Here is a 25,970-nt window from a genome sequence, read left to right as displayed (position 1 = left end):
CGGTCGAGGATGACCGACCGGCGCGTGCGCCGTAGGCTGCCGATGTGCAGAGATGGCGAGGTCTGGACGAGATACCTGCGGACTGGGGTCGTTGTGTGGTGACGATCGGGGTGTTCGACGGCGTACACCGGGGGCACCAGCAGCTGATTTCGAGCGCTGTGAAAGCCGCGACGGAACGAGGCGTCCCGAGCGTGCTCATGACGTTCGATCCACATCCCATGGAAGTCGTGCGGCCGGGAAGTCACCCCGCACAGCTGACGACACTGGCGCGGCGCGCCGAGTTGGCGGAGGAACTGGGAATCGACGTGTTCTGCGTCGTGCCGTTCACCCCCGAATTCATGAAGCTCTCGCCGGAGCGGTACGCCCACGAGATCCTCGTCGAACGGCTCCATGTCGCGGAGGTGGTCGTGGGGGAGAACTTCACCTTCGGCAAGAAGGCGGCCGGCACCGTCGACCTCCTGCGCTCGATCGGCGCGCGATCCGGTTTCGCGGTGCAGGGGCTGACCCTCGTCGCCGCGCACGCGGTCACGTTCTCCTCGACCTACATCCGGTCCTGCGTCGACGCCGGCGATGTCGCTGCGGCGGCCGATGCGCTCGGCCGCCCTCATCGCGTCGAAGGAGTCGTCGTGCACGGCGACGGGAGAGGGCGCGGGCTCGGCTTCCCGACCGCGAACGTCGCGCCCCCGATGTATGCCGCGATCCCGGCCGACGGCGTCTACGCCGCCTGGTTCACCGTGCTCGGCTCGGGATCACCCGTCGACGGTGTCTCGGTCGGGGAGCGGTACATGGCCGCGGTCTCGGTCGGAACCAATCCCACGTTCTCCGGACGCAAGCGCACCGTCGAGGCATACGTCCTGGACGAGGAAGCCGACCTCTACGGCCAGCACGTGGCGGTGGACTTCGTCGAACGGCTGCGCGGCATGGAGAAGTTCGATTCCGTGGAGGCGCTGATTTCTGCAATGCACCGCGATGCCGACCGTGTGCGCGAGGTGCTCGCAGCAGGCTGACCACACGTACCGGCCGCTCTCCGGGTGTCCCCGGCCGCCGGCCGAAGGTACGGGAGAGGCGGGCGCGCAGGGGGTGGGCGCGGCTCTGGTAATATCGACCGCTGGTGTGTGCTGCGGTTCGCGGCGGCCGCACCGGCGGACCCGGTCCGCTATCTGTCACGCGGACGTCAGTTGTTCAGGAGAACTACCAGTGGCATTGACCACCGAACAGAAGAAGCAGATCCTCGGCGAATACGGCCTGCACGAGACCGATACCGGGTCACCCGAGGCTCAGGTTGCGATGCTCACCAAGCGCATCGTCGACCTCACCGAGCACCTCAAGCAGCACAAGCACGACCACCACTCCCGCCGCGGCCTGCTGCTGCTGGTCGGTCGTCGTCGCCGCCTGCTCAAGTACGTCGAGAAGGTCGACGTCGAGCGTTACCGCTCGCTCATCCAGCGTCTGGGCCTGCGTCGCTGACGCAGCCGAGAAGCGACACGATCTGCATCCGCTGATCTTTTCCGACAGCCAACGGGGCACCCACTACACTGGGCCCCGTTGGCTATCGGTGTTTGTGCCGGCATAGCCGGCACGCCACACCGCCGACGGCGGTGAACCGTATGCATCGATGGTGTCGGTCTTCGGTAGTGACTTTCCGGTCCGGGCACGGTGTCCGTAAGAGATACCCCCGCCGGAGGGTTTCGATCGATGACCGCCTCCGTGAATCGGTGCGCTACCACGGCCAAGGGGGCCGTGGAGCCCGCGCGGGTACGGCGAAGACGAAGAGGGAAGAGAAGATACAAAGATGACAAGCAATTCCGCAGTCGAGACCGACGAAGGCGTCTACGAAGCCGTCGCGACACTCGACAACGGTGCCTACGGCACCCGCACGATCCGTTTCGAGACCGGCCGCCTCGCACAGCAGGCCGCCGGCGCCGTCGTCGCCTACCTCGACGACGAGACCATGCTGCTTTCGGCCACCAGCGCGTCGAAGCACCCCAAGGAGCATTTCGACTTCTTCCCGCTGACGGTGGATGTCGAAGAGCGTATGTACGCGGCCGGGCGCATCCCGGGCTCGTTCTTCCGTCGTGAAGGCCGTCCCTCCACCGACGCGATCCTCACCTGCCGCTTGATCGACCGGCCGCTGCGCCCGTCCTTCGTGGACGGACTGCGCAACGAGATCCAGGTCGTCGTCACGGTTCTGAGCCTGAACCCGAACGACCTGTACGACGTGGTCGCGATCAACGCGGCGTCGGCGTCGACGCAGCTCGCCGGACTGCCGTTCTCCGGTCCCGTCGGTGGTGTGCGCGTCGCACTCATCACGTCCGAGGACAACAAGGCCGGCCAGTGGGTTGCCTTCCCGACGGTCGAGCAGCTCGAGAACGCCGTGTTCGACATGGTGGTTGCGGGCCGCATCGTCGGCGGTGCGGACAACCCGGACACCGCTGACGTCGCGATCATGATGGTCGAGGCAGAGGCCACCGAGAACGTCATCGCACTCGTCGAGGGTGGCGCACAGGCGCCGACCGAAGCGATCGTCGCGCAGGGCCTCGAAGCCGCCAAGCCGTTCATCGCCCGCCTCTGCGTCGCTCAGCAGCAGCTCGCTGTTGCTGCCGCGAAGCCGACCGGCGACTTCCCGCTGTTCCCGCCCTACGCGGACGACGTGTACGCCGCGGTCGAGGCTGCGGCGTCGACGAAGCTGGCCGAGGCACTGACGATCGCGGGCAAGCAGGAGCGTGACGAGCGCACCGACGAGATCAAGGTCGAGGTTCTCGAGCAGGTCGGCCCGAAGTTCGAGGGCCGCGAGAAGGAGATCGGCGCAGCCTTCCGCGCGCTGACCAAGAAGCTGGTTCGCCAGCGCATCCTGCGTGACCAGTTCCGTATCGACGGGCGTGGGATCACGGACATCCGTGCACTCTCGGCCGAGGTCGCCGTCGTTCCCCGTGCACACGGTTCGGCGCTGTTCGAGCGCGGCGAGACCCAGATCATGGGTATCACCACCCTCGACATGGTCAAGATGGCTCAGCAGGTCGACTCGCTCGGCCCGGAGACCAGCAAGCGCTACATGCACCACTACAACTTCCCGCCGTACTCGACCGGTGAGACCGGCCGCGTCGGTTCGCCGAAGCGCCGCGAGATCGGCCACGGCGCCCTCGCAGAGCGGGCGCTCATGCCGGTGCTCCCGAGCCAGGAAGAGTTCCCGTACGCGATCCGTCAGGTGTCGGAAGCGTTGAGCTCCAACGGTTCCACGTCGATGGGTTCGGTCTGTGCCTCGACCCTGTCGCTGCTCAACGCCGGTGTTCCGCTCAAGGCTCCGGTCGCGGGTATCGCGATGGGCCTGGTCTCGGACGAGGTCGACGGTGAGATCCGCTACGTGGCACTGACCGACATCCTCGGAGCCGAAGATGCCTTCGGCGACATGGACTTCAAGGTTGCCGGAACGAAGGATTTCGTCACGGCGCTGCAGCTCGACACCAAGCTCGACGGAATCCCGTCGCAGGTGCTCGCGGGTGCGCTGTCGCAGGCACACGACGCGCGCGCCACGATCCTCGAGGTCATGGCCGAGGCCATCGACGCTCCGGACGAGATGAGCCCGTTCGCGCCGCGCATCACCACGATCAAGGTCCCGATCGACAAGATCGGCGAGGTCATCGGGCCCAAGGGCAAGATGATCAACTCGATCACCGAGGAGACCGGCGCCAACATCTCCATCGAGGACGACGGCACCGTGTACGTCGGCGCTGCGGACGGTCCGTCCGCGCAGGCTGCGATCGACAAGATCAACGCCATTGCCAATCCGCAGCTGCCGAAGGTCGGCGAGCGTTTCCTCGGCACCGTGGTCAAGACCACGGCGTTCGGTGCGTTCGTCTCCCTGCTCCCGGGCCGTGACGGTCTGGTGCACATCAGCAAGCTCGGCAACGGGAAGCGCATCGCGAAGGTCGAGGACGTCGTGAGCGTCGGATCCAAGCTGCGCGTCGAGATCGCCGACATCGACAACCGGGGCAAGATCAGCCTCGTGCCCGTCGAGGACGACGCCGCCGCCGAGGCCGCTCCGGCCGAGGCAGCCACCGAGTCCTGATCGGCTCCGCCCGGTAGCCACCGGCTCCGGGACAGGCACCACCGCGCGCTGTTCCTTCCCTTCGGGGCAGGAACAGCGCGCGGTGTCGTTGTGCGGGGACTGTCCGGTCGCTGACGCGACCTGCGGCGGAGCGTCCCCGCAGGTTCGGCACCAGAGGAAAACCGAGGCCCGTTCACGTGTAAACCTTTCGGCAAAAGCCGTACGGCGATTCTGCCGAGGGTGTTCCCTGGTGGTGTGAGCACGGTTACAGCCACAGGAATCGGGGCGCGCCCAGGAGTCAACCTGGCACTGGCGACCTGGGTATCGGCCATGAACTTCTGGGCCTGGAACCTGATCGGGCCGCTGTCCACCACCTACGCCGGCGACATGTCGCTGAGCAGCTCCGAGACGTCGATGCTCGTGGCGACGCCGATCCTCGTGGGCTCGCTCGGCAGGATCGTGGTGGGCGCCCTCACGGACCGTTACGGCGGCAGGGTCATGTTCATCGCGATCACCCTCGCGTCGATACTGCCGGTCCTCGCGGTCGGCTTCGCGGGCAGTGCGGGCTCGTACCCGTTGCTGCTCGTGTTCGGATTCTTCCTGGGCATCGCCGGCACGATTTTCGCTGTCGGCATCCCGTTCGCCAACAACTGGTACGACCCGTCGCGCCGTGGTTTCGCCACGGGTGTATTCGGTGCGGGCATGGTCGGCACAGCGCTGTCGGCCTTCTTCACGCCACGCTTCGTCGGATGGTTCGGGTTGGTTGCCACCCACGTGATCATCGCAGTGGTGCTGGCCTTGACCGCCGTGTTGTGTGTGACCGTCATGAGGAACGCGCCCGCATTCGTTCCCAACACCCAGCCGGTGGTGCCCAAATTCCTTGCGGCATGCAAACTCCGTGTCACCTGGGAAATGTCGTTCCTGTATGCGATCGTCTTCGGTGGGTTCGTCGCGTTCAGCAGCTACCTGCCCACCTACATCAGGACGGTGTACGAATTCTCCGCGGTCGACGCCGGTACCCGCACGGCGGGCTTCGCCCTCGCCGCAGTGATCGCCCGGCCCATCGGTGGTGCACTGTCCGACCGGATACCGCCGAAGTACGTGGTTCTCGCGTCCTTTGCCGGCACTGCCGTGACCGCATTCATCGCCACGTTCAAACCGCCGCCGGATCTGTGGTCGGCCGTCGACTTCATCACGATGGCGATCTTCCTCGGAATCGGAACCGGCGGCGTCTTCGCCTGGGTGGCCAGGCGTTCGCCCGCACAGTCCGTCGGCAGCGTCACCGGAATCGTCGCGGCGGCAGGTGGCCTCGGCGGATACTTCCCGCCGTTGGTCATGGGCGCGACCTACGACCCGGTCGGCAACGACTACACCGTGGGTCTGTTGCTCCTGGTCGCGGCGGCTCTCATCGCACTGATCTACACGGCGGTCTGGCTGAAGGCACGTGAACCGGCCACGTCGCGGGACGCTCCACATCGGCAACCGGAGGAGAGCACGTGACTACGGAAAAAGTCGCCGTGGGTGGGACGCTCGAGGAACTGATGGTCCGTAGCGGCCGATTCTTCACCCGTGGCGAGGAATCCGCCGACACCCGGAGCATCCTGCACCAGGGCGGCAGAGAAGGTGACATCTTCTACCGCGACAGGTGGAGCCACGACAAGGTCGTGCGATCGACACACGGCGTGAACTGCACCGGTTCGTGTTCGTGGAAGATCTATGTCAAGGACGGGATCATCACGTGGGAAACCCAGGAGACGGACTATCCCACGGTGGGAGCGGACCGCCCCGAGTACGAACCGCGCGGTTGCCCCCGAGGCGCGGCCTTCTCCTGGTACACCTACTCTCCGACACGGGTGCGGTACCCGTACGCGCGCGGAGTCCTCGTCGCGATGTATCGCGAGGCCAAACAGCGTCTCGGTGATCCGGTACTGGCGTGGGCGGACATTCAGAACGACCCGGAACGCCGGCGCCGGTACCAGCGTGCGCGAGGCAAGGGCGGACTGGTGCGGGTCACCTGGGCCGAAGCCACCGAAATGGTCGCCGCGGCCCACGTGCACACCATCAAGGAGTACGGACCCGACCGGATCGCCGGTTTCTCCCCGATTCCCGCCATGTCGATGGTGTCGCACGCAGCCGGTTCCCGGTTCGTCGAACTGGTCGGCGGCGCCATGACCTCGTTCTACGACTGGTACGCGGACCTGCCGGTCGCGTCCCCGCAGGTCTTCGGCGACCAGACCGACGTCCCCGAATCGGGTGACTGGTGGGACGCGTCGTACCTGTTGATGTGGGGTTCCAACGTTCCGGTGACACGCACCCCCGACGCACACTGGATGACGGAAGTCCGGTACCGCGGGACCAAGGTGGTCGCGATCAGCCCGGACTACGCGGACAACACGAAATTCGCGGACGAGTGGATGCCGTGTGCCGCCGGAACCGACGGTGCCCTGGCAATGGCGATGGGCCACGTCCTGCTGCGCGAGTGCTACGTCGAGAAGCCCGTACCTTTCTTCACGGACTTCTCCGCGCAGTACACCGATCTGCCCTTCCTGGTGAAACTCGAAGAGCGGGGCGGAAAGTGGGTTGCGGGCAAGAACCTCACCGCGGCCGATCTCGGGCAGGACGTGGAGAACGCAGCGTTCAAACCCGTGCTGCTCGACAGCGCCACCGACAGCGTGACGGTTCCTCACGGTTCCCTCGGATTCCGCTACGGCGAGGACGGTATCGGCAAGTGGAATCTCGAACTGGGTGACCTGTCACCCGCCCTCACGGTGGCACCGCCGGCCGGTGGTGCGGCCGAGGTTCTCGCCGTTCATCTGCCGAGTTTCGACACGATCGACGGTCGGGGCGGAAGCCTCGAGCGCGGCGTGCCGGTCCGCCGGGTGGGTGAGCACATGGTCTGCACGGTGTTCGACCTGATGCTCGCCCAATACGGCGTGCAGCGCGCAGAGTTGAATCTGCCCGGGCAGTGGCCGACCGGATACGACGACCCGTCGACGCCCTACACGCCGGCATGGCAGGAATCGATCACCGGAGTGTCTGCCGCGCAAGCGATCCGGGTGGCGCGGGAACTCGCCCGGAACTCCGAGGAATCGGGCGGCCGCTCCATGATCATCATGGGAGCCGGAATCTGCCAGTGGTTCCACGGCGACGCGACCTACCGGGCCGTGCTGTCCCTGCTACTCCTGACCGGGGCCATGGGACGCAACGGCGGCGGCTGGGCGCACTACGTCGGGCAGGAGAAGTGCAGAACCACCACCGGGTGGGCCACGATGGCGATGGCCACCGACTGGAGCAGGCCACCTCGTCAGATGGCGGGTACCTCGTACTGGTACGTGCACACCGACCAGTGGAAGTACGACGGGTACCGGGCGGACGCCCTCTCGAGCCCGCTGTCGCGGGGGCGCTTCCGGGACAAGCACACCATGGACGTGATGGCGTCGGCCGTCGCGATGGGCTGGTCGCCGTTTTATCCCCAGTTCGACCGCAACACACACGATCTGGCGGACGAGGCTCGTGCGGCCGGTCGTGACATCCCCGAATATGTCGCCGAACAACTGGCCCAGGGGACGGTGAAACTCGCCGTCACCGATCCCGGGTCGCCGCGTAACTGGCCGCGCGTGCTGAGCGTGTGGCGGTCGAATCTTCTCGGCTCGTCCAGCAAGGGCAACGAGTACTTCCTGCAGCATCTGCTGGGCACCGACTCGAACATTCAGGGTGCTCAGACCGCGCCGGAGTTGCGTCCGAACGACGTCGACTGGCCGGAGGACGTCCCCGACGGCAAACTGGACATGCTGATGTCGATCGATTTCCGGATGACGTCGACGACGCTGTTCTCGGATGTCGTGCTGCCCGCAGCGACCTGGTACGAGAAGGGCGACCTGTCGAGTACCGACATGCACCCCTACGTGCACGCGTTCAGCCCCGCCATCGATCCTCCCTGGGAGACCCGCTCGGACTACGAGGCGTTCGGCGCGGTCGCGAAGGCGTTCAGCGCCCTTGCGCGCACGCACCTGGGGACGCGGACCGATGTGGTGATGGGGACACTCCAGCACGACACGCCCGGTGCGATGTCGTATCCCGGTGGAACGGAGAACGACTGGAGGAAAACCGGCGAAGTACCCATCCCGGGAAAGACCATGGGGCCTCTCGTGGTCGTCGAACGGGATTACACCGCCATCGCCGACAAGTGGGCCACGCTCGGGCCGCTCGTCGAGTCGGCAGGGCTGACCACCAAAGGGGTGACCACCCACCCAGACCAGGAGGTCGCCGAACTCGCCACCAAGTTCGGCGTCATGGATTCCGGTGCGGCCGCCGGGCGCCCGGCGATCACCACCGCGGAACGGATGGCCGATGTGATTCTCGCGCTGTCCGGGGCATCCAACGGCCGTCTCGCCGTGCAGGGCTACCGCGAACTCGAGAAACGAACCGGCCGCAGGCTCGTCCACCTCGCCGAAGGCAGTGAGGAACGCCGGATCACCTACGCCGACACACAGGCCCGGCCGGTACCGGTGGTCACGAGCCCGGAATGGTCGGGCAGCGAAACAGGCGGGCGTCGCTACGCGCCCTTCACCACCAACATCGAGGAACTCAAACCGTTCCACACCCTGACGGGCCGAATGCACTTCTACCTCGACCACGACTGGATCGAGGAGATGGGCGAGCAACTTCCGACCTACCGGCCCCCGCTGGACATGAACCGATTGTTCGGTGAGACATCGATCGGTTCCGGCGACGGAGTGGGGTTGACGGTGAGGTACCTGACCCCCCACTCGAAATGGTCGATCCACTCGGAATACCAGGACAACCTGTTCATGCTCTCGCTCTCGCGCGGCGGACCGACGATGTGGATGAGTCCGGCGGACGCGGCGAAGATCTCGGTGCGCGACAACGACTGGATCGAGGCCGTGAACCGTAACGGCGTGGTGGTGTGCCGGGCCATCGTGTCGCAGCGCATGCCCGAGGGCGTGGTGTTCGTCTACCACGCGCAGGAACGCGTCATCGATGTCCCGCTCACCGAAACCACCGGAAAGCGTGGCGGGATCCACAATTCGATCACGCGGATCCTGATGAAACCGAGCCATCTCGCGGGCGGTTACGCCCAGATGTCGTATGCCTTCAACTATCTCGGACCTACCGGCAACCAGCGCGACGAAGTCACGGTCGTGCGCCGCCGGTCCCAGGAGGTGACGTACTGATGTACACCATCGGACCCCACGGACGAGGGCAATCATGAAGGTCATGGCACAGATGGCGATGGTCATGAACCTCGACAAGTGCATCGGATGTCACACGTGCTCGGTGACCTGTAAACAGACCTGGACCAACCGGTCCGGAACCGAATACGTCTGGTTCAACAACGTGGAGACGCGTCCGGGTCAGGGGTACCCCCGCACCTACGAGGATCAGGACAAGTGGCGCGGCGGCTGGATCAGGGACAAGAAGGGCAGGATTCGGCTGCGCGACGGCGGCCGCCTCCACAAACTCAGCCGGATCTTCTCCAACCCGAAGATGCCGTCGATCGACGACTACTACGAACCCTGGACCTACGACTACGAGACCCTCACCAATGCCCCTGCGGGGGAGAACATCCCGGTGGCGCGACCTCGCAGTCTCCTCAGTGGCGAACCGATGAAGGTGGAGTGGTCGGCCAACTGGGATGACAACCTGGCGGGCTCGCCCGAGATCGTTCCGGACGACCCGATCCTGGTGAAGATCAACGAAGAGGTCAAGACGTCGCTCGAAGAGACGTTCATGTTCTACCTTCCCCGGATCTGCGAGCACTGCCTCAACCCCTCGTGTGTCGCGTCGTGCCCCTCCGGAGCGATCTACAAGCGCGCGGAGGACGGCATCGTCCTCGTCGATCAGGACCGGTGTCGCGGCTGGCGGATGTGTATCTCCGGATGCCCCTACAAGAAGGTCTATTTCAATCACAAGACCGGCAAAGCCGAGAAGTGCACGTTCTGTTATCCCCGCATCGAGGTCGGGCTGCCGACGGTATGTGCCGAGACCTGCGTCGGGCGCCTGCGCTACATCGGGCTGGTGTTCTACGACGCGGACCGGGTGCTCGACGCGGCGGCGGTGGAGAACGAACAGGATCTCTACGAAGCCCAGCGTCAGGTCCTGCTCGACCCCCACGATCCGGAGGTCGTCGCAGGGGCCCGGGCCGAAGGGATTTCCGAGGACTGGATCGCCGGCGCGCAGAAGTCACCGATCTACTCTCTGATCAACGTCTACAAGGTCGCGCTGCCGTTGCATCCGGAATACCGGACCATGCCGATGGTCTGGTACGTGCCGCCGCTGTCGCCGGTCGTCGACGCGGTCAGCCGCGACGGTCACGACGGGGAAGATCTCGGAAACCTGTTCGGAGCACTCGAATCGTTGCGCATTCCCATCCGCTATCTCGCGGAGTTGTTCACAGCGGGGGACACCGCGACCGTGGAAGCCGTCCTGCAGCGACTCGCCGCGATGCGGTCGTACATGCGCGACATCAACCTCGGTCGCGACACCCAGCCGCATATCCCCGAGTCCGTGGGCATGACGGAGGAACAGATCTACGAGATGTACCGGTTGCTCGCCCTCGCCAAGTACGAAGAGCGTTACGTGATCCCGACGGCCTACGCGACCGAAGGACACAAGCTCGAGGAATCGGCCACGGACTGCTCTCTGTCGTTCGCCGGCGGCCCCGGGATGTACGAGTCCGGGCCCTTCGGTGAGTCGAGCGGCGGACCCGTCCCGGTCGCGGTGGAGACCTTCCACGCGCTCGCGGAGCGTCAGACCACGGAAGCCCTGGCGGTCAACGAGCGCGAGCCCTCCCGCGTCAATCTGCTGAACTGGGACGGCAAAGGAGCGCCCACGGGGCTGTTCCCGGGTGCCTGGCCGGGCGACGGCGAGGAGCGGCGGTGACATTGTTCCGGCGGGGGTCGCGCCGAGAGGATCCCGCTCGCCGGTTGCAGACGCGGCTCGTGCACCAGGCGGCCTCGTTGCTGCTGGCCTACCCGGACGAGCAGATGGCGGACCGTCTCGACACCGTCGAGGCACTCGTCGACCACATCGACGAGCCCGCGCGCGGCCGGCTCGCCCGGACCGCCGCGTACCTGCGTCGGAGCAGCCTGCTCGACGCGGCCCAGGCGTACGTCGACACGTTCGACCTGCGTCGCCGCTCGACGATGTACCTGACCTACTGGACCGCGGGAGACACACGTAACCGCGGATCGGAAATCCACGCGTTCGTGCAGACCTATCGGGAGGCCGGCGCCGAACCGCCGGTCGGCGAGGCGCCCGACCACCTCCCGGTCGTCCTCGAGTTCGCGGCCACCGTCGCGCCCGAGGCAGGAGAACGGCTGCTCGTCGCGCACCGGGTACCGATCGATGTCCTGCATCGCGCGCTGGTCGGCGACGATTCGCCGTACGCGGACACCGTCGCTGCGGTGTGCGCCACGCTGCCTCCCGTGGACGAGGCACAGGAACAACGGGCCCGCCAGCTGATGCACGCCGGACCTCCGGCCGAGGCGATCGGCCTGCAACCGTTCACCCTGACCGTTCCGCCACGCCGGGACTCCCACGACCGACGAGAAGGGCCGTAACGATGAGCGCGGGTGCAATCTTCTGGGACATCGTGCCGTACGTGACACTCGCGATCCTGATCGTCGGCACGTGGTGGCGGTACCGATACGACAAGTTCGGCTGGACCACCCGCTCGTCACAGCTCTACGAGAGCAGGCTGCTGCGCATCGGCAGTCCGCTGTTCCATTTCGGCATTCTGGTGGTCATCATCGGACACGTCATCGGCTTGCTGATCCCGAAGCAGTGGACCTACGCGATGGGAATCAGCCAGCACGCGTACCACGTCCAAGCCCTCGTGCTCGGGACCATCGCCGGCGCCGCCACCCTCATCGGGGTGTGCCTGCTCATCTACCGCCGGCGTACCAACGGCCCGGTGTACTCCGCGACCACCCTCAACGACAAGGTGATGTACATAGTCCTGGTCGCCGCGATCGTCGCGGGGCTGGCCACCACCCTCATGGGTGCGGGAGTGGTCGGCGAACACAATTACCGCGACACCGTATCGCCGTGGTTCCGCTCCATCTGGATCCTGCAGCCACGCGGCGAACTCCTCGTCGAGGCGCCGGTGTCGTTCCAGATCCACACGCTGATCGGTCTGGTGCTGTTCGCGATCTGGCCGTTCACCCGGCTCGTCCACGCATTCAGCGCACCCGTGGGATATCTCTTCCGCCCGTACATCGTCTACCGGAGCAGGGGAGAGGTGCGAGAGGGTCAGCTGGTCGGCTCCCAGCCCCGGCGCCGCGGTTGGTGACCGTCGCCGTATCCGGCCGCGCATGTATCGTGTGATGTTCCGTTCCCGGACGTATGTGCCGGACCCCGACCGCAGGACCGTAGAACTCACACATGGCTCCCACCCGGCACGTTTCTCCTTCCGATCCCGCTTCCGCCCCCGCAGTGGATTCCGGCGTTCGCCGCACCGTTCTGCCCGGAGGCGTGCGAGTGGTCACCGAGCACGTGCCGGGCGTGCGATCGGCGGCGGTCGGCGTGTGGGTCGGAATCGGCTCCCGCGACGAACAGCCGTCCGTCGCCGGCGCGGCACACTTTCTCGAGCACCTGCTGTTCAAATCCACCCCGACGCGCACTGCCCTCGACATCGCGGAGCTCATCGACGGAGTGGGCGGTGAACTCAACGCGTTCACCAGCAAGGAACACACCTGCTACTACGCGCACGTCCTCGACGACGATCTTCCGCTCGCCGTCGACGTCGTCGCCGACGTGGTGTTACGGGGCCGGTGCCGCAGCGCCGATGTGGACGTCGAACGGCAGGTCGTACTCGAGGAAATCTCGATGCGCGACGACGATCCCGAGGATCTTCTCGGTGACTCCTTCCTGACCGCGCTGTACGGAGATCACCCCATCGGCCGTCCCATCATCGGCTCCGTCGACTCGATCGAGGCGATGACCCGCACTCAGCTGCACTCCTTCCACGTGCGCAGGTACACCCCGCAGCGGATGGTCGTCGCGGTCGCCGGCAACGTCGATCACGAGCACACCGTCGAACTCGTCCGTCGCGCCTTCGCCGGGCACCTGGACGGCGCGGGCGGGCCGGTGCCCCGCCGGGAAGGCCGGCTCGAACTGCGCACCACACCCACCCTGAGCATCACCGAGCACGACGGCGAACAGTCGCACCTCTCGCTCGGCGTTCGTTCCTTCGGGCGGCACGACGAGCGCCGCTGGGCACTGTCGGTGCTCAACGCCGCGATCGGCGGTGGATTGAGCTCACGGTTGTTCCAGGAGGTCCGCGAGAAGCGGGGACTGGCGTACTCCGTGTACTCCGGCATCGACACCTTCGCCGACACCGGTGCGTTCTCCGTGTACGCCGGGTGCCAGCCCGAGAATCTCTCCGAGGTCGCGGCCGTGATCCGCGAGGTGCTCGACTCCGTCGCGAAGGACGGCATCACCGACGCGGAATGTGCTCGTGCCAAAGGCTCCCTGCGCGGTGGTCTGGTCCTCGGTCTCGAGGACACCGGGGCGCGAATGCACCGCATCGGACGCAGTGAGCTGAACTACGGCCGGCACTGGAGCCTCACCGAGACCCTCGAGCGCATCGCGACCGTCTCGTCGGAACAAGTGCGTGAGGTCGCCGCCGAACTACTGCACCGGCCGTTCGCCGCCGCAGTGGTCGGGCCGTACCGACGCCCGCGGGATCTTCCCGCCCCGGTGCGCGAGATCGTCGGCTGACCCTTGTTCCGCCGCCCGGGCACCCGCACCGACGCGGTGACCACCCGTGCAGACCACGACCCCGGTTGCGTACGCTTTCCTCGGAAAGACGTGACGGGAAGGTCGTGGACGGCAAAGTGAACGCAGCAGCAGTTCGGGTAGGTGTGCTCGGAGCCAAGGGCAAAGTCGGCCAGGCAATCTGCACGGCAGTCGAGGCGGCCCCCGACCTCGAACTCGTCGCAGCGGTGGACCGAGGCGACAGCCTCGACGACTTCGTGACCTCCGGCACGCAGGTCGTCGTGGATTTCACGCACCCCGACGTCGTCATGGGCAACCTGCAGTTCCTGATCGACCACGGTATCCACGCCGTCGTGGGCACCACCGGCTTCGACGAGGACCGCCTCGCGCAGGTCCGCAGCCGCCTCGCCGATCAGCCCGGAGTCGGTGTGCTCATCGCGCCCAACTTCGCCATCGGCGCGGTGCTGTCGATGCGTTTCGCGCAGGCCGCCGCCCGATTCTTCGACTCCGTCGAGGTCATCGAACTGCATCATCCCAACAAGGCCGATGCGCCGTCCGGCACCGCCTACCGCACCGCAGAACTCATCGCCGAGGCACGTGCCGCCGCAGGCGTGGGACGCAGCCCCGATGCCACGACCACCGAACTCGACGGTGCGCGCGGCGCGGATGTCGACGGGGTGCGGGTGCACTCGGTGCGTCTCGCCGGTCTCGTCGCGCACCAGGAGGTGCTGCTCGGAACCCAGGGCGAGACGCTGACGATCCGCCACGATTCCATCGACCGGTCCTCGTTCGCACCGGGTGTACTCCTCGCAGTCCGCGAGATCGCTTCCCGTCCCGGCCTGACGCTGGGCATCGACCCCCTCCTCGACCTGTGAAGAAAGATCTCGTCAAGGTCCTCGTGCCGATCGCGTTCATCGTGGTCGCGCTCGCCTTCTATTTCGTGTTGCTCGGCAGTCGCGGAGTCGAACTCATCCGGTCGGGCGGCGTCGCCGCGGTCGGGCTGGGTATCGGCGTGTTGCTGCTCCCGCTCGTCGGAGTCTGGATCGTGTACGCCAGTCTGCGTGCGGGCTGGCAGCACCAGCAGCTTGCGCAGCGCATCCACGAGGAAGGCCTCGAACTCGATGTCACCGATCTTCCGCGACGGCCGTCCGGAAAGATCGACCGTGACGCGGCGGATGCCCTGTTCGAGACCGTCAAACGGGAATGGGAAGCCGATCCCGACAACTGGCGGAACTCCTACCGGCTGGCGCGCGCATACGACTATGCGGGTGACCGGGGCCGTGCCCGCGAGACGATGCGCCGGGCGGTTGCCCTCGAAAAAGCAGAACGCGACAGCACGACGTAGCGGGCGAGGTATCGCGGCTCGAACAACGCCCCCGTCGTAGTCTTCGCCTGTGACCGAACAACCCGAACGAACCGACGCCACAGACCGGACGCTGCTCGTCGTCCACCACACGCCGTCTCCGGCGACGCGAGAGCTGCTCGAAGCGGTGCTGGCAGGGGCGAACGACCCCGACATCGACGGGGTGACGGTGCGTGCGGTGCCCGCCCTCGGCGCGACCGTCCCGGATGTGCTCGCTGCCGACGGTTACCTGTTCGGTACTCCCGCGAACTTCGGATACATGTCGGGAGCGCTCAAACACTTCTTCGACACGGTGTACTACCCGTGTCTGGACGCCGTCGCGGGCCGACCGTACGGCATGTGGGTCCACGGCAACGACGACACCGCGGGAGCGGTGTCGTCGGTGCGCAGACTGGTGACGGGGATGGGGCTGATGCAGGTGGCTGCCGACTTGCAGATCACCGGACCGATCGACGCGCAGGTGCGCGAACGGTGCTACGAGCTCGGTGGGACGGTCGCGGTGACCCTCGCAGACGGGGCGTGAGGGGCGGTCCGCGTCAGCGGTAGCTCTCCTCGACGAACTTCGTCAGACCTTTGCCGGCTGTCTCGATCGCCGTCTTCTCGGCGCGTCGGACGAGGAATCCGGGGACCGGAATCTTCGGATCGATGGTCAGGCTGAAATCGACCTTGGTCGCTCCGCCCACCGGCGTGAGCGTGTAGGCACCGTCCTGCTGGTTCTGCTGGGTGCTCTCGACGAGCGTCCAGGACATCGACCGGTCACCGTCCCAGGTGTAGTCGACGACCTGCTCGTCGGTGAGTCCGATGACCGAGACGGTCATGCGCACGCGGTGCGGTCGGCCGTCCGGGTAGGTGGACTCGACGACGACCTTCTTGTGCGTCGACGACCACTCGGGCAACCGGTCCACCGCTGCGATAGCCGCCATCACCTGCTCCGGTGTCGCCTTGATTTCGAAGCTTCTGGTGCTGCTCACGGCCATCGGTTCGGTGTCCTCTCGTTCCCGCGTTCGGTGCGTCGGAAATCTACCGCACGGGAGGCGTTTTCAGGCCGTGTCGCCGTCTTCGTCCTCTCGGGGAGCCGGCGCCGGCGCCGGGGCCGGGGGGGTGGTGGGCGCGGTGCCTTGCCTGCGCCACTCTTCGGCGCGCTTCTGATACCGCTTCTGATCCTTCAGTGCGCCCTGCACGGCCTGCGCCACCCAGGAATTGAGCGAGACACCGCTCTGCGCGGCCGCTTCCTCCGCGCGGGACTTGATCTGTTCGACGAGACGCAGGGTGACCCGGCTGATGTCCCCGGTCATCTCCTCGAAGGTCTGCGACGGCGAGTCCGTGTGCGGCGTGGCATCGCTGCGCACATCCACGACGGCTTCCGTGCCGTCGAGCCGAACAGTGACGGTGTGGTCGTCCAACTGCTTGCTGATTTCTCCGGCCATGTCCGACAGCGCGCTGAGAACGGCGAGCCGGGCCGGCGCGGCGAGGGCGGCGGAGAGGGCCGCTGCGGTACGGCGGGTCTGTTCGTCGCCGAGTTCGGCGGCGTTGACGACGGCATCGGTGATTGCCGCGGTGTAGGTGTCTATGTTCATGCAGTCAGTGTGACGCCATGTATGACATCAGTCAACAAAGATTTGACGCCACGAGTGCTGTCGCTGTGGCGTCATGTAGGTGGCAGTGGGCGCACTGAGGATCCGGCTCGCTAGGGTGCGATCACACCGGGAGGAGACGCGCATGATTCCCGAACCCGCAAACCTGAAGGTCAGGCTCGTCGCAAAGACCGAATTCCTGCCGCCGGACGACATCCCCTGGGAAACCGACGCCGACGGAGGGGAAGCGCTCGCCGAGTTCGCCGGACGCGCGTGTTATCAGAGTTGGTCGAAGCCGAACCCACGAACGGCGACCAACACCGGGTATCTGCGGCACCTGCTGACCGTGGGCCACCTGTCGGTACTCGAGCACGCTTCCGTCACCTTCTACATCACCGGAATCTCCCGTTCGTGCACCCACGAGCTGATCCGACATCGGCACTTCTCGTTCTCGCAGTTGTCCCAGCGTTTCGTCGCGGACGGCGATGCTCCGGTTGTCGTTCCTCCCGCGATCGCGGGCGATCCGCATCTCGAGGAACTGTTCTTCGCCGCCACCCGGCGCAGCCGCGACGCATATGTGGAACTGCTCGACGCGCTCGACGAGAAGATGGCGCACCTGCCTCCCGGCCCGTTGCGGGCGAAGCAGGTGCGCGAAGCGGCGCGAGCGGTGCTCCCCAACGCCACCGAGACCCGCATCGTGGTCACCGGCAACTACCGGTCGTGGCGGCACTTCATCGCGATGCGCGCGACCGAGCACGCCGATGTCGAAATCCGGCGGCTCGCGGTCGAATGCCTGCGACAACTCATCGATGCCGCACCGAACGCCTTCTCCGACTTCACCATCACGGCGTTGCCCGACGGCAGCGAAATCGCCGCTCCCACCTTTGCCACAGAGCGCTGACCCACCCGGCGGAGGCGGGCGTGTGTCGGACCTGTGCCCCCACGCGGTAGCCTTCTGACCATGACCAACGGTGAATCCGCAACTGCTGTCGAGCTCCCGTTCGGCACCGTCGCCACTGCGATGGTGACCCCGTTCACTGCCGACGGCAAGCTCGACGTGGACGCGGGTGTGCGTCTTGCGAACTACCTCGTCGAGGGTGGCTGCGACGCGCTGGTACTCGCCGGTACCACCGGGGAGTCGCCTACCACCACCGAGAACGAGAAGCTCGAACTGATGCGGGCGGTTCTCGCTTCTGTCGGCGATCGCGCGAAGATCATCGCCGGTGCCGGAAGCAACGACACTGCGCACAGCGCCGAACTCGCGCGCGACGCCGCGCGCGCCGGCGCGCACGGCCTGCTGGTCGTGACCCCGTATTACTCCCGGCCGCCGCAAGCCGGTCTCTACGCGCACTTCGTCGCGGTGGCCGATGCCACCGACCTTCCCGTGATGCTCTACGACATTCCGCCACGCTCGGTGGTGCCCATCGAAACGGACACGCTGCGGTTGCTCGCCGAGCACCCGCGGATCGTGGCCGTGAAGGATGCGAAGGGTGACCTCAACGCGGGTGCCGAACTCATCGGCACGACCGATCTGAAGTTCTACTCCGGTGACGACCCGCTGAACCTGCCGTGGTTGTCGGTGGGTGCTGTGGGATTCGTGAGCGTCATCGGTCATCTCGTGCCCGGCCGGTTGCGCGAACTGCACACCGCCTTCGAAGCAGGCGATCTCGACCTGGCCCGCACGATCAATCTGTCCATGGTGCCGATCTACCGCGCGGTCGCTCGACTCGGTGGTGTCAGCGCTTCCAAAGCAGGGCTGAGACTGCTGGGTATCGACGTCGGCGAGCCGCGCCTTCCGCAGGTCGCACCGGTATCGGCCCAGATCGACGCCCTCGCGGCCGATCTTCAAGCAGCAGGGGTTCTGTAAATGAGTCGTCCTACCAGTAGTCGTGGCCGCGCCACCCGTAACGCCGGCCCGCCGGCGTCGCGGCCGCAGCGCCGCATCGTCCAGAACTCGGCATCGACGCAGCGTGCCGACCCGCGTCCGCCCGTCGATCCCACCGCACGCCTCGGTACCCCTCCCAAGGCGCCCAAGAACGGTCTGCGGATCGTCGCGCTCGGCGGTATCGGCGAAATCGGCCGCAACATGACCGTCTTCGAGCACCAGGGCCGTCTGCTGATCGTGGACTGTGGCGTGCTCTTCCCGGAAGACCAGCAGCCGGGCGTCGACCTGATCCTTCCGGACTTCCGGCACATCGAGAACCGGATGGACGACGTCGAGGCGATCGTTCTCACCCACGGTCACGAAGACCACATCGGTGCCGTCCCGTTCCTGCTGCGCCTGCGCCCCGACATCCCGGTCGTCGGCTCGAAGTTCACCCTCGCGCTTGTCGCCGCCAAGTGCCGCGAGCACCGGCAGCGGCCCCGCCTCGTCGAGGTCACCGAGGGTGAACGCACCGATCACGGCCCGTTCGAGTGCGAGTACTTCGCGGTCAACCACTCGATTCCCGATGCCCTCGCGGTCGCCATCCGGACGTCGGCCGGCCTCGTGCTGCACACCGGTGACATCAAGCTCGATCAGTTGCCGCTCGACAACCGGCTGACCGACCTGGCCGGGTTCTCCCGCCTGGGCGACGAAGGTGTCGATCTCTTCCTCGTCGACTCCACGAACGCCGAGGTCCCCGGATTCGTCACCCCCGAACGCGAGATCGGCGGGGTGCTCGACAGCGTCATCGGCAAGGCCAACAACCGGGTCATCGTGGCGTCGTTCGCCAGCCACGTGCACCGGATCCAGCAGGTCGTCGACGTCGCACACCGCTACAACCGGCGGGTCGCCTTCGTCGGGCGCTCCATGGTGCGCAACATGCAGATCGCGCAGGACCTGGGGTATCTCCACGTTCCCGACGGCGTCGAGGTCGATCTGAACGCCGCGGCGTCGTTGCCCGACAACCGGGTCGTCCTGGTGTCCACCGGCTCGCAGGGTGAGCCGCTCTCGGCCTTGTCGCGCATGGCGCGCGGGGAACACCGGCAGATCAACATCCGCGCCGACGACCTCGTCGTGCTCGCGTCGTCGCTGATCCCCGGCAACGAGAACTCCGTGTTCGCGGTGGTCAACGGTCTCGCCAAGCGCGGCGCCACGGTCGTGACGCAGCAGAACGCGAAGGTACACGTGTCCGGCCACGCCTCCGCGGGCGAACTGCTGTACCTGTACAACGCGGTGCGGCCCACGAACGCGATGCCGGTTCACGGCGAATGGCGGCACCTGCGCGCCAATGCCGCGCTGGCCGAAGCCACAGGCGTGCCCAAGGAACGAATCGTCCTCGCCGAGGACGGAGTCGTCGTCGATATGGTCGACGGCCTCGCCGAGATCGTGGGCCGCGTTCCGGTGGGCTACGTGTACGTCGACGGATTGTCGGTCGGCGACGTCGGCGAATCGACACTGTCGGATCGCCTCGTCCTCGGCGAAGGTGGGTTCATCTCCATCTCCGTCGCGGTGGACGCGACCACCGGCCGGGCCGTGAGCACACCCGAGGTCTCCGGCCGTGGGTTCTCCGACGATCCGACCGCGCTCACCGAAGCTGCCCAACTCGTCGACAAGACCCTCAGCGAGCTTGCGGCCGAAGGCGTCACGGAGACGCACCGCATCGCGCAGGGAATCCGGCGAGTAGTGGGCAGGTGGGTGGCCGACACGTACCGTCGTCGCCCGATGATCGTGCCGACAGTCATCGCTGTGTCCTGAACGACTTCGGTTCGCTAGACCAGGCATGTTGCGCGGCACGGGACTCTTCCCGTGCCGCGCGCCTGTGCCGTCGATAGAGTGGCCGGATGAGTCTTGCCCGCACGGAACGACATGCCCTGGTCCGCACGATGTCCGAGGTCGGTCCCGACGCGCCCACCCTTTGCGGCGACTGGACGACCCGTGATCTCGCCGCGCATCTCCTCGTCCGGGAGCGCCGGGTCGACACGATGCCCGGAATCATGATCCCGGCGTTCGCCGCCCACACGGAGAAGGTCCGTCGCGAGGCCACGGACAAGCAGTGGGCCCACCTGCTGTCCGAGGTCGACTCCGGTCCGCCGAAGTGGTCGCCGCTCTTCCTCCTGGACTCCGTCGCTAACGCAGCGGAAATGTTCGTGCACCACGAGGATGTGCGCCGCGCCCAGCAGGGATGGGAGCCGCGACGCCTCTCCACCGAGGTCCAGGACCAGTTGTGGCGGACCGGGCGGATGTTCGCGCGCACCAGCTACGGCGGGTCCGACGTCACCGTCGTCTTCGAGCGTCCCGACGGCGAGCGCGTCACTGTCCGGAAGCGTGGGCCTCGCGCCGTCGTCCTTCGCGGCGAGCCCGCGGAACTACTTCTTCACGCATTCGGACGCGACGCGGTGCACGTCGACAAGGAGGGCGAGCCGAGCGCCGTCGCCGAGATCGACGGATCCAAGCGCGGAGTGTGACCGGCCGGCCCCACATCGACGCGGCATCGTGGCCGGGATCGCCGCATCACCTGTGACCAGTGCCGCCCGGCGTTACCCGTGTTGCAAATGGTTCACGGGAGGCCCGGGCGGTTACCCTGGCGGTTATGGCAGGAAAGTCGGGCAGTCGCGCTTCGTCCTCAACGACCTCACGGTCGCGGACCGGGGCACGCGGCTCGTCGGGCGGTGCCAACCGGTCCCGTGCGGCCTCGGCCAAGTCCGGAAAGGCCAAGGCCGGTACCGGTAGGGCAGCAGCGGGCAGAGGCTCGACGGCGAAGACGTCGGGCGGAGCGCGAACGTCCCGCGGGACGGCCTCCTCCGGCACCCGCCGCTCGCCCCGGCCCCGCGCTTCCACCCCACGCGGTGCCGCAGCGCGGCGGTCCCGCACTTCCGGCGGGGTACTCGGCGCGCTCGGCAAAGGTGTCGCCGCCGGATGGTTCATGGCGGCGCGCGCGCTCGGCGCCACCACGCGCACCATGGGCATGGCCACCGACATCGAACACGGCCACCGGCGAGACGGCATCGCGCTGGGTCTCGTCGCCATCGGCGTGGTCGTCGCGGGATCGGTGTGGTTCGGCGTCGGAGGTCCGGTCGGTGACTGGGTCGAGACCGGTGTCCGCGCCGTTGTGGGCGGCGCGGGAGCGGTGCTCCCGCTGGTCGCCATCGGCATCGCCCTGACCCTGATGCGTACCGAACCGTTCCCCGAGATCCGCCCGAGACTCGTGCTCGGTGGGCTTCTCGTCGCTCTCCCGGCATTCGGCCTGTGGCACGTCGCGTCCGGCCTCCCGGGTGATGCGACCGGTCGATCCGAGGGCGCGGGTTTCGTCGGCGCCGCGGTCGGCGGACCGCTCACCGCGGGCCTGACCGCGTGGCTGTCCGTTCCGCTGATGCTCCTCGCCGCCGGATTCGGCATCCTTCTGCTCACCGGCACCACCATCCGGGAACTGCCCGAACTGTTCCGTGAGTACTTCGGCCTCGGATACCCCGCGGACGACGAATACGGTCACGACGAATACGGGGACTACGACTACGACGATGATCCGGGTCTCTATGACGACGGGTATCGCACGGAGAAGCCCAGGTCGCGTCGTCGCCGCACCCCCGTCGAGAACTACCCACCCGACGAGTTCGAGGCCGAGACCGAGATACTGCCCCTGTGGCCGGACAACGAGGCCACCGCCGCGGCGCCGCCGCCCGAACCCGAGCCGGAACCCGTCCCCGCACCGCCGCGCACCCGCGCGAAACGTCCGGTCCCGGCGGCACCGGTTCCGGAACCCGAACCGGTGCCGGAGCAGTCCGATGCCCATGCCCTCGTCGTTCCCGACCGGGAAGTCGACGGCGATTACATCCTGCCGTCGCTGAGCCTGCTCACCAAGGGCGATCCGCCGAAGAAGAGGTCGCCGGCGAACGACGAGATGATCGAGTCGATCACCGAAGTCCTCGAACAGTTCAAGATCGATGCGGCGGTCACCGGGTTCACGCGGGGACCCACCGTCACCCGCTACGAAGTCGAACTCGGGCCGGGCGTGAAGGTCGAGAAGATCACTGCGCTGGCCCGGAACATCGCGTACGCGGTCGCGACGGACAACGTCCGGTTGCTCGCGCCGATTCCCGGTAAGTCGGCGGTCGGTATCGAGGTGCCGAACTCAGACCGCGAACTGGTCAGGTTGTCGGATGTCCTCGCCGCCCCGTCGACCCGCCGCGACCACCATCCGCTGGTCATCGGTCTCGGCAAGGACATCGAGGGAGATTTCGTCTCCGCGAACCTCGCCAAGATGCCTCACCTGCTGGTGGCGGGTTCGACCGGGTCGGGTAAGTCGAGTTTCGTCAACTCGATGCTGGTCTCGATTCTCATCCGGGCCACGCCCGAAGAGGTCCGGATGATCCTGATCGACCCCAAGATGGTCGAATTGACGCCCTACGAGGGCATTCCGCACCTCATCACGCCCATCATCACGCAGCCGAAGAAGGCCGCGGCCGCGTTGGCGTGGCTGGTCGAGGAGATGGAACAGCGCTACCAGGACATGCAGGCCAATCGCGTTCGCCATATCGACGATTTCAATACGAAGGTGAAATCGGGCGAGATCACCGCCCCGCTCGGCAGCGAACGTGTCTACCGGCCCTACCCGTACATCCTCGCGATCGTCGACGAGCTGGCAGACCTGATGATGACGGCTCCGCGCGACGTCGAAGAAGCGATCGTCCGGATCACGCAGAAGGCCCGTGCCGCCGGCATCCACCTCGTCCTGGCCACCCAGCGTCCATCGGTGGACGTGGTGACCGGCTTGATCAAGACCAATGTGCCCTCGCGGCTCGCGTTCGCGACGAGCTCTCTCACCGACTCGCGCGTCATCCTCGACCAGCCCGGCGCCGAGAAGCTGATCGGTATGGGCGACGGACTGTTCCTGCCCATGGGTGCCGGCAAGCCGGTCCGCATGCAGGGTGCGTTCATCACCGACGAGGAGATCTCGGCGGTCGTCGACGCCGCGAAGAACCAGGCCGAACCCGAGTACACCGAGGGCGTCACGGCACCCAAGGCCGGTGAGAAGAAGGACGTCGACGCCGACATCGGCGACGACCTCGACGTGTTCCTCCAGGCCGTCGAACTCGTCGTGACGAGCCAGTTCGGCTCTACGTCGATGCTGCAGCGCAAGTTGCGCGTGGGGTTCGCGAAGGCAGGCCGGCTCATGGACCTCATGGAGACGCGCGGGGTGGTGGGTCCGAGCGAGGGCAGCAAGGCGCGCGAGGTGCTCGTCAAACCGGACGAACTCGACGGACTCCTGTACTCGATCCGCGGTGGCGGCGATCCGGACGACGCAGGATCCGGGTCCGGAGACGCCTGACACACATATGGCACAATCGTGTCAGCTGTGGAGGGGAGTATCCCCTAATTCGCGGCGGTCTCGTCAACACGTACGGCACCGATGCCGTTCCGGGGCCGTCGGTCCGGCATTCATGCAGGGCGGGAGAGACCTCCGGCAGGTATACACCTACCGGAAGGCCGAGGTATGCACGTAACCCTGACGACCTGGCTGATCACCATCGCGGTGATCGTCGGACTTTTCGTCTTCGACTTCTATGCCCACGTACGCAAGCCCCACGCGCCGACGCTGCGCGAATCGGGTTTCTGGTCTGCGGTGTTCATCACGATCGCCATCATCTTCGGTGTGGTCGTCTTCATGGTGTGGGGGCCGACGTACGGCGGGGAGTACTTCGCCGGCTACGTCACCGAAAAGGCACTGTCCGTCGACAACCTCTTCGTGTTCGTGATCCTGATGGCGACGTTCGCGGTGCCCCGGGAATACCAGCAGAAGGTACTCACGATCGGCATCGTTCTCGCCCTCGTGATGCGCGGCCTGTTCATCGCCGTCGGCGCCGCCGCCATCAACGCGTACAGCTGGGTGTTCTACCTTTTCGGGATCTTCCTGATCTACACCGCCGTCAAGCTCATCCGCGACCACGGTGAGGACCCGGGAAGCATCTCCGAGAACAAGATGGTGGTTCTCGCGCGTAAGTTCCTGCCGGTCCACGACGAATACGACGGCGACAAGCTCGTCACCCGCATCGACGGCAAGAAGATGGTCACGCCGATGCTGCTGGCCCTCATCGCGATCGGCTTCACCGACATCCTGTTCGCGCTCGACTCGATTCCCGCGATCTACGGTCTCACCGAAGAGCCCTACCTCGTGTTCACCGCCAACGCGTTCGCGCTCATGGGCCTGCGGCAGCTCTTCTTCCTGATCGGTGGCCTGCTCGAGCGCCTGGTGTACCTGTCGTACGGACTCTCGGTGATCCTGGCGTTCATCGGCGTCAAGCTCGTGCTGCACGCGCTGCACGAGAACACGCTCGGCTGGATCAACGGCGGCGAACACGTGGCGGTCCCCGAGATCTCCACGGGCTTGTCGCTGGCTGTGATCGTCGGTGTTCTCATCATCACCACGGTTGCGAGCTTGCTGCGGACGCGGCACGTGGAAGCATCGGCCAAGCGCTGAAGGCGCCGATCTTCTAACCGCTGAAAGCGCCCATCACGGGAGTCCAGGCGGTGATGCGTACCGCATCGACGAGGCCGCGCTGCGCGAACGGATCCTGAGCCATCAGATCCCGCGCCGCGGCCTCGTCCGCCACGTCGAGCAGGATCAGCGCCCCGGACCCGTCGGTCCACGGGCCGGTTGCCCGGACCCGTCCGTCCTCGACGAGACCGCTGAGCCATGCCCGGTGCTTCGGGCGGTGCTCGTCGCGCGCCGCGGCGGTGGAGTCGGAGTACGTGTATTCGACGGCGAACATGGCCATGAAGTTCCTCGATCCGGTGGGAGACGGACGTCGCGGCTCAGAGTGTGAGCAACATCCGGGTGTTCCCGAGCGTGTTCGGTTTCACGTAGCTCAGGTCCAGGAATTCGGCGACACCGGTATCGTACGACCGGCACATTTCCGCATAGACCTCGGCCGTCACCGGGGTGCCCTCGATCTCGCTGAATCCGTGGCGGGCGAAGAAGTCCACTTCGAAGGTGAGCACGAACAGCCGCTCGAGCTCGAGTTCCCGGGCCACCTCGATCAGCCGCGCGACCAGGAGATGACCGGCGCCGCGCCCTTTGACCTGCGGGTCGACGGCCACGGTGCGGACCTCACCGAGGTCGGACCACAGCACGTGCAGTGCTCCGCACCCGACGACACGCGCACCGACCTCGACCACCCAGAACTCCTGGACGGCCTCGTACAGGGTCACCAGGTTCTTCTCGAGAAGGATCCTTCCCGAGTAGATGTCGATGAGCCGCTTGATCTCCGGCACGTCGGACGTTCGGGCCCGACGCACGACCATTCGATCGGTTGTGCTGGATTCCGG

General features: G+C 66.5%; 22 protein-coding genes. 18 read left to right on the top strand and 4 right to left on the bottom strand.

Annotated features, from left to right (window positions below; all coding sequences use genetic code 11):
• Positions 1–44 precede the first annotated feature (44 nt).
• The 12 genes from ACFWU2_RS18200 to ACFWU2_RS18145 all read left to right on the top strand — a co-directional run bounded on the left by ACFWU2_RS18200 (position 45) and on the right by ACFWU2_RS18145 (position 15,672).
• The gene (locus tag ACFWU2_RS18200; RefSeq protein ID WP_378608908.1) at positions 45–1,007 is read left to right on the top strand and encodes a bifunctional riboflavin kinase/FAD synthetase; all 963 of its coding nucleotides are present in this window, start codon (positions 45–47) and stop codon (positions 1,005–1,007) included.
• A gap of 190 nt (positions 1,008–1,197) precedes the next feature.
• Entirely contained in the window at positions 1,198–1,467 is a 270-nt protein-coding gene (rpsO, locus tag ACFWU2_RS18195; RefSeq protein ID WP_072698552.1) for a 30S ribosomal protein S15, read from the top strand.
• A 325-nt stretch (positions 1,468–1,792) separates the two neighbouring features.
• A complete protein-coding gene (locus ACFWU2_RS18190; protein ID WP_378608902.1) occupies positions 1,793–4,066 on the top strand; it encodes a polyribonucleotide nucleotidyltransferase in 2,274 nt (757 codons plus the stop codon).
• Positions 4,067–4,375: 309 nt separating this feature from the next.
• Positions 4,376–5,545: a nitrate/nitrite transporter gene (locus ACFWU2_RS18185; RefSeq protein ID WP_378609494.1), complete on the top strand. Its 1,170-nt coding sequence runs from the start codon at positions 4,376–4,378 to the stop codon at positions 5,543–5,545.
• A 41-nt stretch (positions 5,546–5,586) separates the two neighbouring features.
• Positions 5,587–9,240 carry a nitrate reductase subunit alpha gene (locus tag ACFWU2_RS18180; protein WP_378609487.1) on the top strand — a complete coding sequence of 1,218 codons (3,654 nt, stop codon included), beginning with the start codon at positions 5,587–5,589 and terminating at the stop codon, positions 9,238–9,240.
• Between the two features lie 34 nt (positions 9,241–9,274).
• The gene (narH, locus tag ACFWU2_RS18175) at positions 9,275–10,948 is read left to right on the top strand and encodes a nitrate reductase subunit beta (protein ID WP_378608888.1); all 1,674 of its coding nucleotides are present in this window, start codon (positions 9,275–9,277) and stop codon (positions 10,946–10,948) included.
• Entirely contained in the window at positions 10,945–11,628 is a 684-nt protein-coding gene (gene narJ, locus ACFWU2_RS18170; RefSeq protein ID WP_378608885.1) for a nitrate reductase molybdenum cofactor assembly chaperone, read from the top strand. The genes narH and narJ overlap by 4 nt, the downstream gene beginning before the upstream one ends.
• Before the next feature lie 2 nt (positions 11,629–11,630).
• Entirely contained in the window at positions 11,631–12,359 is a 729-nt protein-coding gene (gene narI, locus ACFWU2_RS18165; RefSeq protein ID WP_378608883.1) for a respiratory nitrate reductase subunit gamma, read from the top strand.
• 92 nt (positions 12,360–12,451) lie between these two features.
• Entirely contained in the window at positions 12,452–13,789 is a 1,338-nt protein-coding gene (locus tag ACFWU2_RS18160; RefSeq protein WP_378608879.1) for a M16 family metallopeptidase, read from the top strand.
• Positions 13,790–13,905: 116 nt separating this feature from the next.
• Positions 13,906–14,661 carry a 4-hydroxy-tetrahydrodipicolinate reductase gene (dapB, locus tag ACFWU2_RS18155; protein WP_378608855.1) on the top strand — a complete coding sequence of 252 codons (756 nt, stop codon included), beginning with the start codon at positions 13,906–13,908 and terminating at the stop codon, positions 14,659–14,661.
• Positions 14,658–15,131 (top strand): hypothetical protein, encoded by a 474-nt coding sequence (locus ACFWU2_RS18150; protein WP_378608852.1) that lies wholly within the window; start codon positions 14,658–14,660, stop codon positions 15,129–15,131. Before dapB ends, ACFWU2_RS18150 begins: the two co-directional genes overlap by 4 nt.
• 49 nt (positions 15,132–15,180) lie before the next feature.
• Entirely contained in the window at positions 15,181–15,672 is a 492-nt protein-coding gene (locus ACFWU2_RS18145) for a flavodoxin family protein (RefSeq protein ID WP_378608850.1), read from the top strand.
• Between the two features lie 13 nt (positions 15,673–15,685).
• On the opposite strand, the gene ACFWU2_RS18140 is transcribed toward ACFWU2_RS18145, so the two are convergent.
• Positions 15,686–16,126: an SRPBCC family protein gene (locus ACFWU2_RS18140; RefSeq protein ID WP_378608847.1), complete on the bottom strand. Its 441-nt coding sequence runs from the start codon at positions 16,124–16,126 to the stop codon at positions 15,686–15,688.
• Between the two features lie 63 nt (positions 16,127–16,189).
• On the bottom strand, positions 16,190–16,726 hold the full coding sequence (locus ACFWU2_RS18135) for a toxin-antitoxin system HicB family antitoxin (protein ID WP_378608844.1): 537 nt from the start codon (positions 16,724–16,726) through the stop codon (positions 16,190–16,192).
• 142 nt (positions 16,727–16,868) lie between these two features.
• Here ACFWU2_RS18135 and thyX point away from each other — a divergent pair, with 142 nt between their 5' ends.
• From thyX to ACFWU2_RS18105, 6 genes are all read left to right on the top strand, one after another.
• Positions 16,869–17,624 carry an FAD-dependent thymidylate synthase gene (thyX, locus tag ACFWU2_RS18130; RefSeq protein WP_378608841.1) on the top strand — a complete coding sequence of 252 codons (756 nt, stop codon included), beginning with the start codon at positions 16,869–16,871 and terminating at the stop codon, positions 17,622–17,624.
• Positions 17,625–17,684: 60 nt separating this feature from the next.
• Entirely contained in the window at positions 17,685–18,590 is a 906-nt protein-coding gene (gene dapA, locus ACFWU2_RS18125) for a 4-hydroxy-tetrahydrodipicolinate synthase (protein ID WP_378608838.1), read from the top strand.
• A complete protein-coding gene (locus ACFWU2_RS18120; protein WP_378608835.1) occupies positions 18,591–20,402 on the top strand; it encodes a ribonuclease J in 1,812 nt (603 codons plus the stop codon).
• An 86-nt stretch (positions 20,403–20,488) separates the two neighbouring features.
• Positions 20,489–21,112 carry a TIGR03085 family metal-binding protein gene (locus ACFWU2_RS18115; RefSeq protein ID WP_378608833.1) on the top strand — a complete coding sequence of 208 codons (624 nt, stop codon included), beginning with the start codon at positions 20,489–20,491 and terminating at the stop codon, positions 21,110–21,112.
• A gap of 125 nt (positions 21,113–21,237) precedes the next feature.
• Positions 21,238–23,973, top strand: coding sequence for a DNA translocase FtsK (locus ACFWU2_RS18110; RefSeq protein ID WP_378608830.1), 2,736 nt, complete (start codon positions 21,238–21,240; stop codon positions 23,971–23,973).
• 165 nt (positions 23,974–24,138) lie between these two features.
• Positions 24,139–25,122 carry a TerC family protein gene (locus tag ACFWU2_RS18105; protein ID WP_378608828.1) on the top strand — a complete coding sequence of 328 codons (984 nt, stop codon included), beginning with the start codon at positions 24,139–24,141 and terminating at the stop codon, positions 25,120–25,122.
• 13 nt (positions 25,123–25,135) lie between these two features.
• Here ACFWU2_RS18105 and ACFWU2_RS18100 read toward each other — a convergent pair whose 3' ends face one another.
• A complete protein-coding gene (locus ACFWU2_RS18100) occupies positions 25,136–25,420 on the bottom strand; it encodes a YciI family protein (protein ID WP_378608826.1) in 285 nt (94 codons plus the stop codon).
• A 37-nt stretch (positions 25,421–25,457) separates the two neighbouring features.
• Positions 25,458–25,946, bottom strand: a complete 489-nt coding sequence (locus ACFWU2_RS18095) for an amino-acid N-acetyltransferase (protein ID WP_378609484.1) — start codon at positions 25,944–25,946, stop codon at positions 25,458–25,460.
• Positions 25,947–25,970: the final 24 nt, after the last annotated feature.

This window comes from Rhodococcus sp. NPDC058639 (assembly GCF_042717545.1).
In the GTDB taxonomy this organism is placed as follows: domain Bacteria; phylum Actinomycetota; class Actinomycetes; order Mycobacteriales; family Mycobacteriaceae; genus Rhodococcus.
The sequence above is the reverse complement of the archived record's forward strand: the minus strand, read 5'-3'. Positions and strand labels throughout refer to the sequence as shown.

Coding starts and splice junctions, on each gene's coding strand:
- ACFWU2_RS18180 (WP_378609487.1), top strand. CDS start 5,587: ATGGTCCGTAGCGGCCGATTCTTCACCCGTGGCGAGGAATCCGCCGAC.
- ACFWU2_RS18095 (WP_378609484.1), bottom strand. CDS start 25,946: ATGGTCGTGCGTCGGGCCCGAACGTCCGACGTGCCGGAGATCAAGCGG.
- ACFWU2_RS18115 (WP_378608833.1), top strand. CDS start 20,489: ATGAGTCTTGCCCGCACGGAACGACATGCCCTGGTCCGCACGATGTCC.
- ACFWU2_RS18105 (WP_378608828.1), top strand. CDS start 24,139: ATGCACGTAACCCTGACGACCTGGCTGATCACCATCGCGGTGATCGTC.
- dapA (WP_378608838.1), top strand. CDS start 17,685: ATGACCAACGGTGAATCCGCAACTGCTGTCGAGCTCCCGTTCGGCACC.
- ACFWU2_RS18120 (WP_378608835.1), top strand. CDS start 18,591: ATGAGTCGTCCTACCAGTAGTCGTGGCCGCGCCACCCGTAACGCCGGC.
- thyX (WP_378608841.1), top strand. CDS start 16,869: ATGATTCCCGAACCCGCAAACCTGAAGGTCAGGCTCGTCGCAAAGACC.
- ACFWU2_RS18185 (WP_378609494.1), top strand. CDS start 4,376: ATGAACTTCTGGGCCTGGAACCTGATCGGGCCGCTGTCCACCACCTAC.
- ACFWU2_RS18135 (WP_378608844.1), bottom strand. CDS start 16,726: ATGAACATAGACACCTACACCGCGGCAATCACCGATGCCGTCGTCAAC.
- narI (WP_378608883.1), top strand. CDS start 11,631: ATGAGCGCGGGTGCAATCTTCTGGGACATCGTGCCGTACGTGACACTC.
- ACFWU2_RS18190 (WP_378608902.1), top strand. CDS start 1,793: ATGACAAGCAATTCCGCAGTCGAGACCGACGAAGGCGTCTACGAAGCC.
- ACFWU2_RS18110 (WP_378608830.1), top strand. CDS start 21,238: ATGGCAGGAAAGTCGGGCAGTCGCGCTTCGTCCTCAACGACCTCACGG.
- ACFWU2_RS18160 (WP_378608879.1), top strand. CDS start 12,452: ATGGCTCCCACCCGGCACGTTTCTCCTTCCGATCCCGCTTCCGCCCCC.
- ACFWU2_RS18100 (WP_378608826.1), bottom strand. CDS start 25,420: ATGGCCATGTTCGCCGTCGAATACACGTACTCCGACTCCACCGCCGCG.
- ACFWU2_RS18140 (WP_378608847.1), bottom strand. CDS start 16,126: ATGGCCGTGAGCAGCACCAGAAGCTTCGAAATCAAGGCGACACCGGAG.
- narH (WP_378608888.1), top strand. CDS start 9,275: ATGAAGGTCATGGCACAGATGGCGATGGTCATGAACCTCGACAAGTGC.